We start from the raw sequence: 14,020 nt of genomic DNA, 5'->3' as shown, positions 1-14,020 counted from the left end.
GCGCGGGCGTGGCCCTCGCCATGGGCGCCGCCCTGGTCGCGGGCACCGGACGCCGCCGCCGCACCAACTGACGCGCCACCCGGTTTCATCCGTACGGCCCGATTCGGGCCGTACGGGCCGGGTAGGGGACGGCCCGTCCTTCCCCCATCCGCCACCGGAGGCACCCGTGCCCGACATGAACGGCCCCTACAAGCCCGGCACTCCCTGCTGGATCGACCTGATGGTCCCCGACCAGCAGGCGGCCCTCGACTTCTACTGCGACCTCTTCGGCTGGCAGGGCGAGGTCGGCCCGGCCGAACAGGGCGGCTATTCCGTCTGCACCCTCAAGGGCCGGCCGGTCGCCGGCATCATGAAGGCGAGCAACCCGGACGGCACCGTCCCGGACCCGATGCCGCCGACCGCGTGGACCACGTACCTGGCCACCGACTCCCTCGACTCCACCCTCAAGTCGGTCACCGACGCACACGGCTCGGTGATGATGGGCGCGATGGACGTCATGGACCTCGGCCGGATGGCCGTGATCGTCGACCCCACCGGCGCCGCCGTCGGCCTGTGGGAGGCCGGCACCTTCGACGGCGCCGGCATCGTGAACGAGCACGGCGCCCTCATCTGGAACGAGCTCAACACTCCCGACGTCCCCGCCGCGGCCGCCTTCTACACCGCCATCCTGCCCGTCACCACGGCCCGGTCCGAGATGCCGGACGCCGGCGACTACACCGAGTTCCAGGTCGACGGCCGTGCGGTCGGCGGAATGATGGACCTCGCCAAGCTGCCGGCGGGAGTGCCGCCGCACTGGATGCCGTACTTCCATGTGGACAGCGTCGACGAGATCCAGGCCGCCGCCGAACGGGCCGGGGGAAGCGTCATGGCCCCGGCGTTCGACATGGTGGCGGGCCGGATGGCCGTCCTCGCGGACCCCCAGGGCGGCACCTTCTCGGTGATCACGGCGACCGCCCCGGAGCAGGTCGGCTGATGTGACCGGGCGCACAGGGAATGTCCGTCCTGTGCGCCCCCTCCTTCCCGGTGACGGTTCGTCCACCACGAAGGGGGCTCACATGAGGAACAAGCACGCGGGTACGGCTGTGGCCGGACTGCTGGCGGCCGACGGACTGGTCCACCTGTACTGGGCCACCGGCGCGACCTGGCCCTCCACCGACGAACGGGCCCTGTCCCTGGCCGTCCTCGGCCTGGACACCTCCTTCGGCCCGGCCACGGTGCTCCCCCTGGCCGCCGTACTGCTGACAGGAGCCACCGCCGTACTCGCCCACACCCGAGGCCGGGGCGGCCGGGCGACCCGCGCCGTCACCGCCGCGGTCGCGGCCGGCCTGACCGTACGGGGTCTCGCGGGCCTGTGCTGGGCGGCCGGCCTCCTCGACAGCCCGCCGGACAGTGCCTTCTACGTACTCAACCTGGCGCTCTACACCCCGGTCTGCCTCACCGCCGCCGCTGCTGCGGCCCACGTGGTCGCGCAGCGGAACTCGCTCCAGACGACCTTCCCGGGCGTCCGGGCCAGCACGCCCCAGTCGTCGGACAGCGCGGCCACGAGGGTCAGGCCGTGACCGTGCGGCCGCCCGGTGATCCGGGAGAACCCGGGCCCGCTGTCGTGCACCTCGACCCGGACGGTCGCGTCCTCGAAGCCGAACAGCCGCAGCAGGTAACCGCGTCCGGGCGGGACCCCGTAGCGCAGGGCGTTGGTCGCCAACTCGCTCACGCAGAGCAACATGTCGTCGAGGCGTTCGTTCACTCCCCACGCCAGCAAGGTGTCACGTGTGAACTGCCGCGCAGCTGCGACGGATCGGGGTGAGCGCAGGTAGAGACGCTCACGCACGAGCGCCGCCTGAATAGTTGGATTCACGGCACGATCGTCGCGTTTCGTGACTAGCGTGTGGCTGAGCGCCGACCCGTACTCATCGATGAGTACGGGTCCGCACGGGGTATTCCACTTGCGTGGGTGGGGAGTTCGCTGTCATGCCACCGAGGAAACGAGTCCGGCCGAACGCGACGACCATGAAGATGGTCGGTGCGATGGTGGCCGCCGCCCGCATCGCCAAGAATCTGACCCAGAAGCAGCTCGGAGAGCTGGTCCGGCTGGACGCGGAGACCATCGCCTCCATCGAGCAGGGCCGCCGCGCGCTGATGCCGAACGTCGCCGAGCTGATGGACTTGCACTTGATCCTGCCGGGCCTGCTGACCGTGGCGGCCCACGGGATGCCGACCATCGACGCGACTCCCCCGTGGGCCGAGGAGTACATGGACCTGGAAGCCGCTGCGATCGCGCTTTCCTGGTTCGACAACCAGGTGGTGCCAGGTCTGCTCCAGACGGAGAACTACGCACGGGCCGTCTTCAGGTGTCGCGTCCCGGCCCACCCTGAGGCAGAGATCGAGGCGCTGACCGCCCGCCGCATGGCACGCCAGGGGATTCTGCGCCGCAGCACGCCGCCGACCCTGAGTTTCGTGATCTGGGAGGCCGTGCTCCGCGACCGGCTCGGCGGGGACGAGGTGTACACGGAGCAGCTGCGCCATCTCCGCGCCTGCGCCGACCTACCGGACGTAAGCCTCCAAGTGATGCCGCTGGGGCGTACCTCCCACGCTGGCCTCAACGGCCCGTTCATCCTCCTGGAAACCCCGAACCATCAACACCTCGGGTACACCGAAACCCAGCGTGGCAGCCAGCTCATCTCGGACCCCGATGAGGTCAGCATCCTTGCGCGCAAGTATGCAATGCTGCGGACTCAGGCCCTCAACACGGAGCAGACACGGGGCCTGTTGGACCGCCTGCTAGGAGAGACATGAGCGCCACGACTGCACTGAAGTGGTTCAAGTCCAGCTACAGCGGCGATGAAGGCGGCGCCTGCCTGGAAGTTGCCGTGGCCTGGCGCAAGTCCTCGTACAGCGGCGGCGACGGCGACGCCTGCGTCGCGGTGGCCCCCGGCAGGGGCACGGTCCACGTCCGGGACTCGAAGGTCCAGGACGGCCCCGTCCTGGACCTCGCGCCGGCGAGCTGGGCGGCGCTGACCGGCTGGCTGGCCCGATGACGGAAGCCTGCATCGATGATGCGAGCAACCTGTTGGTCGCGTCGTCGACGGTGCGGGACAACGACTTGATCAGGGACTTCTTCGGGTCGACGATCACACCGGAGGACCTTGCTTCCGGTTCGCTCGACCTCGCACAGAAGACCGTCTACCTGTGTGGCGACGCATCCGGGATCAGTCGCCCTCAACTGGAGTCGGCGGAGCGGGTGTTCGTCATCCGCGAGCTGTCGCACGGCTACCACGAGGACGCCGACGCGCCTTGGACCCTCGTCGATGCCGGCCGCGTTCCCCTCCGGGTACACGGAGCCGGCGTGTACTACCGCCGCTTCTTCGACCTCGACGCCGATCACTTCGGACGGATCCGTGCGGAGCACTCCTTCCAGTCCCTGACGGAGTCCACCAAGCCGGGAACGGCCCGTCGCAGCGGAATCTATCTGACGCCCGTCGAGCAAAACGGTGACGAACTGCATTTCCGCCTGCTCCGGTGCTCCACGAATCTCTCGGGGCCGACCGAGGGATTTCGCGCGACCGACACCCGTATCGTCGAGGCTCTGAATCGCGAGGCCGCCACCGTCTTCCGGGACCAGGCACCCCTGAATCATGTTCTCGCACAGATCTACCACAACACCTTTGCCACGGCCGAGCGCAAGCAGTCCAAGGCCAAGATATCGGCCCATGCCGACAAGACCAAAGACATGCCCGTCAACGGCATCATGGCCTTCTGTACCTTCTATGACGGGCTCGAAAAGCTGCAGCCCCTGGCCGAAGACGCCTTCGACTACGGTGTGAAGCGTGCCAGCGGGCTGACCAGACTCCACTTTCGCCTCAAGGAGCCGAACGAGGAATGCGACGGGGTCGGACTGCCCCCGCAATTCACCCTGACCCTCTACCCCGGCTCCGTGTTCTTCATGCCGCTGTCCACCAACCGCCTGTACACGCACGAAATCAGGCCTTCGGTGTTGGACGCCGAGACGCTCCCGACCCGCCTGGGTTACGTGGTGCGCTGTTCGAGCGCCGAAGCCGTTCACAAGGACGGCCATACATTCCTCAAAACGGCCGGGGATCTGGTGAAGCTGGGGCCGCCCACCTCCGAGGGCATGGACGAGCTGCGCAGGCTGTACGCCGAGGAGAACAGGACCTCGTCCTTCATCGACTACGGCGACGAATTCCCGTTCAGCATGAACACGGGAGACTATGTTGCCCCCGGAGTCTAGGATCTCGGATGAGATCACCTCGTACTCTTTGCCGGCCGCGCAGGATCTCTTCGCGGTGCTGTCCACGTCGGCTCGTCTCGAAGACGTGGGAAAGGGCCGACAAGGGGCCGTGCTCACCAGGATCGATGAGGCGGAGGGTGTGCCCCTCGTACGCACCACCACTCAATACAGCAGCCCGGCACAGCGTTTCCACGCGGTGCACGAACGGCTGGCGCAACAGATTCAAGAACACGCGGCGATCCCGGTCGGCTTCAACAACGCTCTCATCGAGAGCTACACGCATGCTTACAGAACCATGGGCAGTCATTCCGACCAGGCCGTGGATCTGGCCGACGAGTCCTTCATCGCCGTCTTCTCCTGTTACCGGCATCCCGACGCGGGCCCGCCACGAAAGCTGATATTCGAATCGAAGAGGCCCGGTGCCGAGACATTCGCGATCCCTCTCACCCACAACAGTGTGGTCGCGTTCTCCATCGACGCAAATCGGCGGTTCAAGCACAAGATCGTGCTGGACATGCCCGTCCCGACGGCGGACAACCAATGGCTGGGCATGACGTTTCGGACGTCGAAGACCTTCATCCGGTTTCGCGACGGACATGCGTACCTGCCGCAAGGCGCGCGCCTCACATCGGCCGACGACGAGCAGAGGCGCGAGTTCTACCGGCTACGGCGCCGCGAGAACGAGGAAACGGACTTCGTCTACCCCCCGCTGACATACACCGTCAGCGAGAGCGATCTGCTGCCGCCCGTGTGAATTCAGGGCGATGACGGCCGAGGCCGCGTGGCCCGTGGGCCGCCGGCCGGGTCTCGCGTGCCCACCCCCGGACCGTCACGGACCATCGCTTGAGTGGTTCCCGCCGGCCGAAGCCGTCCCCGCCCGGCCGGCCACCAGCGCAGCCAGCCCGTCCAGGATGCGGTTCAGGCCGAAGCGGAACTGGAAGTCCGGCTCGCCGGAGCCACTGAACGCGTCGGAGTCCAGCAGCCGCGTCACGGCCGGGTGGCTGTCCGGGCCGGTCAGCAGGCCCAGCGTGCGGACGTACTGGCCGAGCGCCTGCTCAGGGGCGACCCCGGACTTGATGATGGCGTCCATCATGTCGGCCGCCATCGTGGCCTCGTTGCGGACCAGCCCGCCGATCAGGATGATCGTCGAGAGCTTCTCGCTCTCCTTCAGGCACGTGCCGGCCATGGACGCGAGCCCGCGTTCCATCCAGGCGAGCTGGTTGGGGCTGACCGGGGCGGCGGTGATCGGGATGCGCAGGATCCAGGAGTTGGCCATCAGCACGGCCCGCTGCGCGTACGCCCAGTCGCTCAACAGCTCCCGCCAGCCCCACCCTTCCGCCTCCGGCGGCAACGGAGGCGGCGTGCCGACCCCCGCATCCGACATGAGGACGTACAGCTCCTCCTTGGCGGCGACGTACCGGTAGAGGGACATCGTCGAGACGCCGAGCTCCTTGGCCACGCGGCCCATGGAGACGGCGTCCGCGCCCTCCGAAGCGGCGAGCGCGACGGCCGCCTCCACGATCTTCGGCAGTGTGAGGGTGGGGCGCGGCCCCTTGCCGGGGCGTTCGCGCAGACCCCAGGCCATTTCCAGGCTCGCCGGGAGTCCGGTCCCGCTGTCCTCGTCCGCCATGACCGCCCACTCCTCGATTGACCCCCATCCTAGTTCTGTGTATTACTTACACAGAAGAGCGTAAGGCATACGCAGAACCGGCGAAGGGAGCTCCATCCCTCATGACCACGCACGCCCCCGGCAGCCTCGGCATCCACGCCACCGGCCTGACCAAGTCCTACGGCGACCTCCGCGTCCTCGACGGCATCGACCTCGCCGTCCCGCGCGGCAGCGTCCTCGCCCTCCTCGGTCCCAACGGCGCCGGCAAGACCACCACCGTCCGGATCCTGGCCACCCTCACCGCCGCCGACTCCGGCACCGTCCGCGTCGCCGGGCACGACTCCGTCACCGAGCGCTCCCGGGTGCGCGAACTCATCGCGCTCACCGGTCAGTTCGCCGCCGTCGACGAGCTCCAGACCGGCACCGAGACCCTCCGCATGATGGGCCGCCTAGCCGGGCTGTCCCCGCGCGCCGCCCGCACCCGCGCCGACGAGCTCCTCGCCCGGTTCGGCCTCGCCGAAGCGGCCGGACGCACCGCGAAGACGTACTCGGGCGGCATGCGCCGCCGCCTCGACCTCGCGGCGAGTCTGGTTTCCCGGCCGGAGGTGATCTTCCTCGACGAGCCGACCACCGGGCTCGACCCGCGCAGCCGCCAGGACCTGTGGGACCTCGTACGGGAACTGCGCGCCGACGGCACCACCGTGCTGCTCACCACCCAGTACCTGGAGGAGGCCGACCAGCTCGCCGACCGCGTCGCCGTCCTCGCCGACGGCCGCATCGCCGCCGAGGGCACCCCGGCCGAACTCAAGTCCCGGGTGGCGGGCCACCGGCTGGACCTCACCCTCACCACCCGGGCCGCCTACGAGGCCCTCGCCGCGCGCGCGGTGCACCGCGCTCCGGAAGAGCTCACCCTCGGCCTGACCACCGACGGCACGGCCACGCACGTTCGGACCCTGCTCGACGAACTCGACCCGGATCGCACCGACATCGACCGCTTCACCCTGCGCAGCGCCACCCTCGACGACGTCTTTCTCGCCCTGACGGGAGCCGACCGATGACCTCCGTGCCCGTGAGCGCCCTCGCCCTGGCCGGCCGCAGCCTGCGCATCAGCAGCCGCAGGCCCGACGCGCTGATCGCCGCCCTGATGCTGCCCGTCATGCTGATGCTGATCTTCGTCTACTTCTTCGGCGGGGCCATCGACACCGGAACGGCGTACGTGACATACGTGGTGCCGGGCGCGATGCTGCTCTGCGCGGGCTTCGGCGCGGCCTCCACCGCCGTCAGCGTCACCGAGGACATGACGAACGGCGTCATCGACCGCTTCCGCTCCCTCGACATCGGCGGCATCCCGGTCCTCGCCGGACACGTCGCTGCCTCGGTGGTGCGCAACCTGATCTCCACCACCCTGGTCCTCGCCGTCGCCCTCGCGATCGGCTTCCGGCCCCAGGCGGGCCCGGCCGCCTTCCTCGCCGCCGCCGGGCTGCTGCTGACGTACATCACGGCGATCTCATGGCTGGCCGCCGCGCTCGGGCTGCTCGCGAGGACGCCGGAGGCGGCGGGCGGCTTCACCTTCCTGATGATGTTCCTGCCGTACCCGTCCAGCGCCTTCGTCCCCATCGACACCATGCCCGGCTGGCTCCACGGCTTCGCCGACCACCAGCCGCTGACCCCGGTGATCGAGTCCCTGCGTGCACTGCTCCTGGCGCAGCCCGCGGGCGACGCCCCCTGGATCGCCCTGACCTGGTGCGCGGGCATCACGGCCGCGGCCGTGACCCTGGCGGCGGTCCTGTTCCGCGGCAGGACCCGCTGACGGGCTTCCGTCGGAGCCCATCAACGGGTCTGCGAGCCTGCCGCTCAGCTGTTGAGCGGGTAGGAATGACGGCCCGTCGCCTCATCGATCTCAGCGTGGGCCTTCTGCAGCATCTGCGACGCGAGATCCATGAGCGCACGAGCGCCAGCGATCTCTTCCCCGACCCTCAGCTGCTCCGGGTCGGACGGATGACGCAAGGCATAGCCCCGCGCCCTGATCTCGGAGCCGTCCCCGAGCCTGACCAGGGCCGCCGCACTCGTGCGGGGGCCCTCCTCGGTGAATTCGAGCTCCACATGCCACCCGACGAGCGTGCCCATGGTGCATCACCTCCAAGGGGTCGTCACCCTTCCCTCCAGGGTGCGCCCGCGGCAGGGGCGGCGCGAGCCGGGACCCATCGGCTCCCGACCGACAGGCCGCGTCGGGCAGCGGTCAGCCCCCGGTCAGGGTCGCCGCCACCGACTGGAACCACGCTCCGTACGAGAACGGCTCGGGCGGGTTGACCTCCATGCCGAGCTCTGCGGCGGCCAAGGCGTAGTCGCCTTCGTCCAGCGGGAGGGCGAGCAGCTCGTGGAGCTCGCCGACGAGGCGGGCGACGATCTGCCGGTCGGTGGTGGCGGCGTAGTCCGCGACCGCGGCCTCGTGGTCGGGGAACTCGTCGACGATGTCCTGCGAGAACCAGCCGCTCAGCAGCTGCCCGGTCTCGGGGAACCGTGCGTGCCACTCCCAGTGGGTCTGCGGGGTCGCCGGCGGCGGCACCTCGCCGTCCTCGATGCTCTGCTTGAGGTGGTCGGCGAGCACGAGGAGCCAGCCACCGATGGCGGACTGGGGAATCCCGACGTCGGGGACGGCGTAGAACTCGTCGAGGTCGATCCGCAGGCGCCCCGAGGGGTTGCGGCTGTACTCGCGCAGCTGGCGCTCCGCCTCCGCGATGGCCCAGGGGCGGGTGTGCCAGGTGTGGCGCAGGTAGGCGTCCAGCGCACGGCTGCGCCGCTCCGCCGTGTCGTCGGCCGGCTGGCCGAGGTAGGCGCGCAGCACCTGATCGAGCTCGCCGTGGCGCCGGTCGTGTTCGAGGGGCTTCATGGACACGGTCGGTCGCCTCTACGGGTAGAACGGGACGGTCGTCAGGACGACGAATCCGTACGGGCTGGCGGGCTCACGGCGCAGGACGACGCGGGCGGCACGGACGTCGACGGGCCCCTGGCCGGCGAGCAGCATCGCCTCCAGCTGCACCCGGCATGGATTGGTCCTCCCAGGGCTCAGATGTCGTCGAATGCCCAGAACAGCCCGACCTCGGTGTCGGAGACGATGACCAGGCCGGCGTCCTCCCCGTAGAGGGTCATCGGGGTGTAGCCCCAGTGGGACGCCCCGAAGTCCAGCGTGTCGTCCTTGCGCGCGCCGACGGTGACGTTGGTGTAGCAGGTGAACGTGTCCCCGTAGCGGGCGAGGAGGGCGCGGGCCATGCTCTGCAGCTCGGCGAAACTCTCGGTGAACCTTTCGAGGTTCCGCAGGGTGCAGCCGCCGTCGGTGAGCGCGAGGAGGAGGTTCTCGGCACTCGCACGGTTGATCTGGTGCAACCGTTCCCCGATGTCGGCCGGGGTGAGCGGGCGGGACGGGTCGTCCCTGAAGGACGGGCGGCAGAACGGGACGGCGGGGTGTTCCGAAGAACGCTCGTTCGCGGTGTCGTCGAGCCCGGCCCAGCCGCGCGGGTCGGGGACGGCGCGCCCCATGACGGCGAGCACGTCGGCCCGCCAGTCCTCGTGCTCGCGCGGACCGGTGGCGATGAACGCGAACCCGTCGTCGTACAGGTGCAGTACCGCAGATTCCCAGCACTCCTGGTCAAGGGACATCGTCGAAGAGCCTTTCTCACAAAGCGCTGGGCATGGACGTCATGACGGTGAACGGAGGGTTGCGGCTGCTGTCGTACTTGATCCTCGTGTCGATGCCCTTCACATCCTGCGCCTCGGCTTTGATGCCGCCCTGCTTGAATCCGGACAGCGGATCGTTCGGGTCGGTCGGCTGCTTGCTCACACTGCGGCCGCTGACCTCACCATTGGGCGCCGGCGCCAGGAAGGGCTGCACTTTGCCCTCCTCCGGCGGCGGGGGCCCCTTGATCCAGGCCTCGATCGCCGCAGCGTTGTAGTTGAGGTTGTATTCGGTGAGTTCCTGCGCCCGCTGGTAGTTCGGGAAGGCCGACGAGCCGCTCGGCTTCGGCTTGCCCTGCGGCCAGGCGGCGGTCGGGCCGCTCTGCTGCTGGTCGCGCAGGCGCTGCGCCAGCTGCTCGTCCGTCTTGGCCACGTGCTTGTCCAGTGTGTGGCCGTCGGCCATGTACTCATTGGCCGCCAGGTCCAGCGTGTGCTTACCGGTGGCCGAGTCGATCTTCAGCCAGGTCTGCGAGGTGCTCTTGAAGTCTTCCAGGGCCCGGGCGCCGAAACCGTGGGTGCGGGCGACGCCGGCCTCGTACTTCGGGGCGCTCATGTGCGCTTCGTCCAAGACGTCCTTGAGCGCTTCCATGCGCGTGGTGAGGCCGTTGACGTCGAACTTCAGCAGGAGCCCGGTGGCCCCGCCAACCCCGCTGGCCACACTGGTGACATACGTACGTACGCCTAAGAGTTTCGCAGGTGGACCACCAGGGTCACCTGCGTATGCGCACTCATGTTCCATGTCCTCGCAGGGAGTTCACTGGATCCATGACCTCGAACACCGCCCGCCGGCCCCGCGCCTTCGTCGCGCCGCTCGTCTCCACCCTGCTGACGCTGCCGATGGCCGCGGTCGCGTTCTTCTTCGTCGGGTTGTCCCCGATGGCGTGCGACTCCTGCGGGGACGCGGCGAGCGACCGGTTCGACGCCTCCTACGGCATCGCCTTCCCCGTGTTCGCGTCCGGCCTGGCCGTGGTCCTGGTCCTGTTGCTCGCCGCATGGGCCCTGCCCCGGCAGCGGCGCCACGCCGCCGCCAGGGTCTGGTTCGCGGTGGCCGCCCCGGCGGCGGTCGTCCTCGACTTCGTCGTCTTCAACGGCCTCGTCGACTGGCCGTAGGGCGGGTCAGGCGTTGCGCAGCCAGCCCGCGACCTCGGTCGCCCAGTAGGTGAGGATCGTGTCGGCGCCGGCCCGCTTGATGCCCAGCAGGGTCTCCAGGATGGCGCGGTCGCGCTCGATCCAGCCCTTCTCCGCCGCCGCCTCGATCATCGCGAACTCGCCGCTGATCTGGTACGCCGCCACCGGGACGTCCACCGCCTGCGCCACCCGGTAGAGGATGTCGAGGTAGAGGCCGGCCGGCTTGACCATCACCATGTCCGCACCCTCCTCCAGGTCGAGGGCGAGCTCCCGCAGGGACTCCCGGGCGTTCGCCGGGTCCTGCTGGTACGTCTTGCGGTCGCCCTGCAGCGAGGAGGCGACGGCCTCGCGGAAGGGACCGTAGAAGGCGGAGGTGTACTTCGCCGTGTACGCGAGGATCGAGACGTCCTCGTGCCCGGTCTCGTCCAGCGCGTCACGGATGACGCCGACCTGCCCGTCCATCATCCCGCTCGGCCCGACCACGTGGACGCCCGCGTCCGCCTGGACCTGCGCCATCTCGGCGTAGCGCTCCAGCGTCGCGTCGTTGTCGACGCGCCCGTGCTCGTCCAGCACGCCGCAGTGGCCGTGGTCGGTGTACTCGTCCAGGCACAGGTCCGACATGATCACCAGGTCGTCCCCGACCTCGGCCTTCACGTCGCGGATCGCGACCTGCAGGATGCCGTCCGGCTCGGTGCCCGCCGTGCCCAGCGCGTCCTTGTTCTCGTCGGCCGGAACACCGAACAGCATGATCCCGGCGACCCCCGCCTCGACCGCCTCGACGGCGGCCTTCCGCAGCGTGTCCCGGGTGTGCTGCACGACGCCCGGCATCGCGGAGATCGCCAGGGGCTCGCTGATGCCCTCCCGGACGAACGCCGGGAGGATCAGGTCCGAGGGGTGCAGCCGGTTCTCCGCGACCATCCGCCGCATCGCCGGGGTGGTGCGCAGCCGGCGGGGCCGCGAGCCGGGGAAGGATCCGTACGCGCTCATCTTCAGTCGCCTCTTCGAGCATCGACAGCAGTCCGGACAAGGGTAGAGCCCGGGCCCCCCGCTCCCGGGCCCCACCCGTCCGCGGACCGCTGTCCGGTCCGTGCGACCGGTCAGTGCGAGAGCTCCACCGACAGGTACGGGGCCAGCGCCCGCAGGAAGTCCGGCGCGTCGAACATCGCCGCGGCCGAGGCCACGCCCGTCGTCCGGGTGCGCCCGGACAGGAGGCGCTCGACGGCCTCCACCGCCAGGGGCGCGGTGACCGCGTAGATGTCCTGGCCGTGGGCCGTGGCGCGGCGTTCGACGCCGCCGGCCCGGACGACGACGTCGACGACGAAGGTCTGGTCCGACCGGCCGAGGTCGTCGACGGCCTCCGGCGCCGGCGTGTCCGCCCCGGCCAGGTCCCGCGCGGCTTCCACCGCCATGTAGGTGCGCACCTCGGGCACGGCCACGTGGCTGGGCACGGTGACGACATCGGCCATGGTGAACTCCGCGATCACGGTCCGCCGGCCGAGCGGCTCGGGGAAGACCCATTCCTGCTCCGCCAGCTGGTCGTCGTGGTACTGCAGGGTCCCGTCCGTGAACCGCACCCGGCGGCCCGCGCGGCGTTCGTGGGACACCGCGCCCGCCTCTCTGGTGCCCGCCGTGGGCTGCCAGCTGCTCAGCCCGTACGCGACATGCACCTCGTCCGCCGCGGTCCACTCGCCCATGGCCGCGCCGACCAGCAGGTCGCCCAGGCCCCCGTAGAAGGCCATGGCCGGCACCACGGGCACCTCCGCCTTGCGGGCCGTCTCCGCGTGGTCGGCGAACATGGCCGCGTTCGCCTCGATCTCCGCCGCGACGTCGACGTACGGGATTCCCGCGCGCAGAGCCGCCTCGACGACCGGGCCGCCCGTCACCGCGAACGGTCCCGCAGCGTTGATGACGGCCGCCGCTCCGGCGAGGGCACGGTCCAGGGAGGCCGGGTCGTCCACGGTGGCCGGGCGCACGAGTACGTCCGCGTCCCCGGCCGCCAGCGCCTCCAACCGGGCTTCGTCGCGGCCGGAGATGACGGTGGCGATGCCGCGCCTGCGGAGCTCGGCGACGATGAAACGACCGGTGTGTCCCGTCGCCCCGTAGACCACCACCGCGCCCGTCGTACGCGCCTTGCCGTCCGTGCCCACCGTGCTCATGGCTCTCCCCGCTCGCGCCGTGCCCGTCGTCTCGATGAACCCCAAGTCTCAAGGACGGCGGGGCCCGACCGTGATGGTCCGGAACGACATCACCCGTACACTTTCGGACATGCCCACAGTCGCCCTGGCGGCCGCCGGTCACCTGCTGCACTTCGAGCTGGCGGTGGCCTACGAGATCTTCGGCAATCCCCCGCTCGACGCCCCGCAGGGCTGGTACGACGTACTGCTCTGCGGCCCGGGCCCGCTGCGCGTCGGCCCGTTCACCGTCGAGCCCGACCACGGCCTGGACCGCCTGGTCCGGGCCGACACCGTGATCGTGCCCGCGTGCGCCGACGTGGACGAGCCGCCGCCTCCCGAGCTGGTCGACGCCGTACGCGAGGCCCACGCCGCGGGGGCCCGGGTCGCCTCCCTGTGCACCGGGGCCTTCGTGCTCGGCGCCGCGGGCCTGCTGGACGGGCGGCGGGCCACCACCCACTGGGCGCACGCCGCGGAGCTGAGCACACGCCATCCTCTGGCCGAGGTCGACCCGGACGTGCTCTACACGGACAACGGCAGCGTGCTCACGGCCGCGGGCAAGGCCGCCGCCGTGGACCTGTGCCTGCACCTGATCCACCTCGACCACGGCGCCGCCGTCGCCAACTCCATCGCCCGCCGCCTCGTCATGGCCCCGCACCGGCCCGGCGGCCAGGCCCAGTTCGTGGCCACCCCGGTCCAGGTCACGGGCGGCGACCACCAGCTCGCCGGGCTGCTCGCCTGGGCCCAGCAGCGCCTCGACCGGCCGCTGACCGTCACCGACATGGCGCGCAGGGCCGGTACGAGCCCGCGCCACCTGGGACGGCAGTTCCGGGCGGTCACCGGCCGGACCCCGCTGCAATGGCTGCTGACCCAGCGGGTCCGGCGGGCGCAGGAGCTGCTGGAGGCCACCGACGAGACCGTCGAGGCGGTCGCCGTCGCCACCGGCATGGGTACGGCGACGACGCTGCGGCGCCAGTTCAAGCGGGTCGTCGGCGTCCCGCCCGACAGCTACCGGCGCGCGTTCCGCAGCGCGAACCCCAGCTGACCGGCCGGACGCCGCCCAGGAACCGGGCCCGCCGGCCCGCCGGCCGTACTGCGGGGCGGCGGGACGAACGAAGGGGCCCGGGCGCGGCA

18 protein-coding genes and 1 pseudogene are annotated in these 14,020 nt (G+C 70.4%); 10 read left to right on the top strand and 9 right to left on the bottom strand.

Going from position 1 to position 14,020, the window contains the following annotated elements:
- Positions 1-175 precede the first annotated feature (175 nt).
- Positions 176-973 (top strand): VOC family protein, encoded by a 798-nt coding sequence (locus ACWGIU_RS12095; RefSeq protein WP_453704877.1) that lies wholly within the window; start codon positions 176-178, stop codon positions 971-973.
- A gap of 82 nt (positions 974-1,055) precedes the next feature.
- Positions 1,056-1,439, top strand: a pseudogene (locus ACWGIU_RS12090) (DUF3995 domain-containing protein); the annotation flags it as partial.
- Here ACWGIU_RS12090 and ACWGIU_RS12085 read toward each other — a convergent pair.
- Positions 1,418-1,744: an ATP-binding protein gene (locus ACWGIU_RS12085; protein ID WP_453704875.1), complete on the bottom strand. Its 327-nt coding sequence runs from the start codon at positions 1,742-1,744 to the stop codon at positions 1,418-1,420. The pseudogene ACWGIU_RS12090 and the gene ACWGIU_RS12085 sit on opposite strands and share 22 nt — an antisense overlap.
- Positions 1,745-1,968: 224 nt before the next feature.
- Between ACWGIU_RS12085 and ACWGIU_RS12080 the strand changes: the two genes are divergently transcribed.
- From ACWGIU_RS12080 to ACWGIU_RS12065, 4 genes are read left to right on the top strand one after another with little or no spacing between them, the layout of a single operon-like run.
- Positions 1,969-2,793, top strand: a complete 825-nt coding sequence (locus tag ACWGIU_RS12080; protein WP_453704871.1) for a helix-turn-helix domain-containing protein — start codon at positions 1,969-1,971, stop codon at positions 2,791-2,793.
- Positions 2,790-3,035, top strand: a complete 246-nt coding sequence (locus ACWGIU_RS12075; protein WP_453704869.1) for a DUF397 domain-containing protein — start codon at positions 2,790-2,792, stop codon at positions 3,033-3,035. Before ACWGIU_RS12080 ends, ACWGIU_RS12075 begins: the two co-directional genes overlap by 4 nt.
- A complete protein-coding gene (locus ACWGIU_RS12070) occupies positions 3,032-4,246 on the top strand; it encodes a hypothetical protein (protein WP_453704867.1) in 1,215 nt (404 codons plus the stop codon). Before ACWGIU_RS12075 ends, ACWGIU_RS12070 begins: the two co-directional genes overlap by 4 nt.
- Positions 4,230-5,000, top strand: coding sequence for an alpha-ketoglutarate-dependent dioxygenase AlkB (locus tag ACWGIU_RS12065; protein WP_453704873.1), 771 nt, complete (start codon positions 4,230-4,232; stop codon positions 4,998-5,000). Before ACWGIU_RS12070 ends, ACWGIU_RS12065 begins: the two co-directional genes overlap by 17 nt.
- A 75-nt stretch (positions 5,001-5,075) precedes the next feature.
- Here the strand turns inward: ACWGIU_RS12065 and ACWGIU_RS12060 are convergent, their stop codons facing one another.
- Positions 5,076-5,876: a TetR/AcrR family transcriptional regulator gene (locus tag ACWGIU_RS12060; protein ID WP_453704865.1), complete on the bottom strand. Its 801-nt coding sequence runs from the start codon at positions 5,874-5,876 to the stop codon at positions 5,076-5,078.
- 101 nt (positions 5,877-5,977) lie between these two features.
- On the opposite strand from ACWGIU_RS12060, the gene ACWGIU_RS12055 reads away from it, so the two are divergent.
- Positions 5,978-6,913: an ATP-binding cassette domain-containing protein gene (locus ACWGIU_RS12055; RefSeq protein WP_453704863.1), complete on the top strand. Its 936-nt coding sequence runs from the start codon at positions 5,978-5,980 to the stop codon at positions 6,911-6,913.
- The gene (locus ACWGIU_RS12050; protein WP_453704861.1) at positions 6,910-7,665 is read left to right on the top strand and encodes an ABC transporter permease; all 756 of its coding nucleotides are present in this window, start codon (positions 6,910-6,912) and stop codon (positions 7,663-7,665) included. The genes ACWGIU_RS12055 and ACWGIU_RS12050 overlap by 4 nt, the downstream gene beginning before the upstream one ends.
- A gap of 44 nt (positions 7,666-7,709) precedes the next feature.
- Here the strand turns inward: ACWGIU_RS12050 and ACWGIU_RS12045 are convergent, their stop codons facing one another.
- The 5 genes from ACWGIU_RS12045 to ACWGIU_RS12025 form a co-directional block, all read right to left on the bottom strand.
- Complete coding sequence (locus ACWGIU_RS12045) at positions 7,710-7,982, bottom strand: DUF1876 domain-containing protein (RefSeq protein WP_453704859.1); 273 nt, start codon at positions 7,980-7,982, stop codon at positions 7,710-7,712.
- A 112-nt stretch (positions 7,983-8,094) separates the two neighbouring features.
- Positions 8,095-8,751: a contact-dependent growth inhibition system immunity protein gene (locus ACWGIU_RS12040; RefSeq protein WP_453704858.1), complete on the bottom strand. Its 657-nt coding sequence runs from the start codon at positions 8,749-8,751 to the stop codon at positions 8,095-8,097.
- A gap of 12 nt (positions 8,752-8,763) precedes the next feature.
- Positions 8,764-8,895: a hypothetical protein gene (locus ACWGIU_RS12035; protein ID WP_453704856.1), complete on the bottom strand. Its 132-nt coding sequence runs from the start codon at positions 8,893-8,895 to the stop codon at positions 8,764-8,766.
- A gap of 26 nt (positions 8,896-8,921) precedes the next feature.
- The gene (locus ACWGIU_RS12030; protein ID WP_453704854.1) at positions 8,922-9,512 is read right to left on the bottom strand and encodes a hypothetical protein; all 591 of its coding nucleotides are present in this window, start codon (positions 9,510-9,512) and stop codon (positions 8,922-8,924) included.
- Positions 9,513-9,528: 16 nt separating this feature from the next.
- A complete protein-coding gene (locus ACWGIU_RS12025; RefSeq protein WP_453704852.1) occupies positions 9,529-10,245 on the bottom strand; it encodes an RNase A-like domain-containing protein in 717 nt (238 codons plus the stop codon).
- A gap of 107 nt (positions 10,246-10,352) precedes the next feature.
- Here ACWGIU_RS12025 and ACWGIU_RS12020 point away from each other — a divergent pair, with 107 nt between their 5' ends.
- Positions 10,353-10,697: a hypothetical protein gene (locus ACWGIU_RS12020; RefSeq protein WP_453704850.1), complete on the top strand. Its 345-nt coding sequence runs from the start codon at positions 10,353-10,355 to the stop codon at positions 10,695-10,697.
- Between the two features lie 6 nt (positions 10,698-10,703).
- On the opposite strand, the gene hemB is transcribed toward ACWGIU_RS12020, so the two are convergent.
- Both hemB and ACWGIU_RS12010 read right to left on the bottom strand, forming a co-directional pair.
- Complete coding sequence (gene hemB, locus ACWGIU_RS12015) at positions 10,704-11,702, bottom strand: porphobilinogen synthase (protein WP_453704848.1); 999 nt, start codon at positions 11,700-11,702, stop codon at positions 10,704-10,706.
- 110 nt (positions 11,703-11,812) lie between these two features.
- Positions 11,813-12,871: a saccharopine dehydrogenase family protein gene (locus ACWGIU_RS12010; RefSeq protein ID WP_453704846.1), complete on the bottom strand. Its 1,059-nt coding sequence runs from the start codon at positions 12,869-12,871 to the stop codon at positions 11,813-11,815.
- A 109-nt stretch (positions 12,872-12,980) separates the two neighbouring features.
- On the opposite strand from ACWGIU_RS12010, the gene ACWGIU_RS12005 reads away from it, so the two are divergent.
- Positions 12,981-13,931, top strand: coding sequence for a GlxA family transcriptional regulator (locus tag ACWGIU_RS12005; protein ID WP_453704844.1), 951 nt, complete (start codon positions 12,981-12,983; stop codon positions 13,929-13,931).
- Positions 13,932-14,020 lie beyond the last annotated feature (89 nt).

It is taken from the genome of Streptomyces sp. NPDC054840 (assembly GCF_053611065.1).
This window is presented reverse-complemented; position numbering and strand designations above follow the sequence as displayed.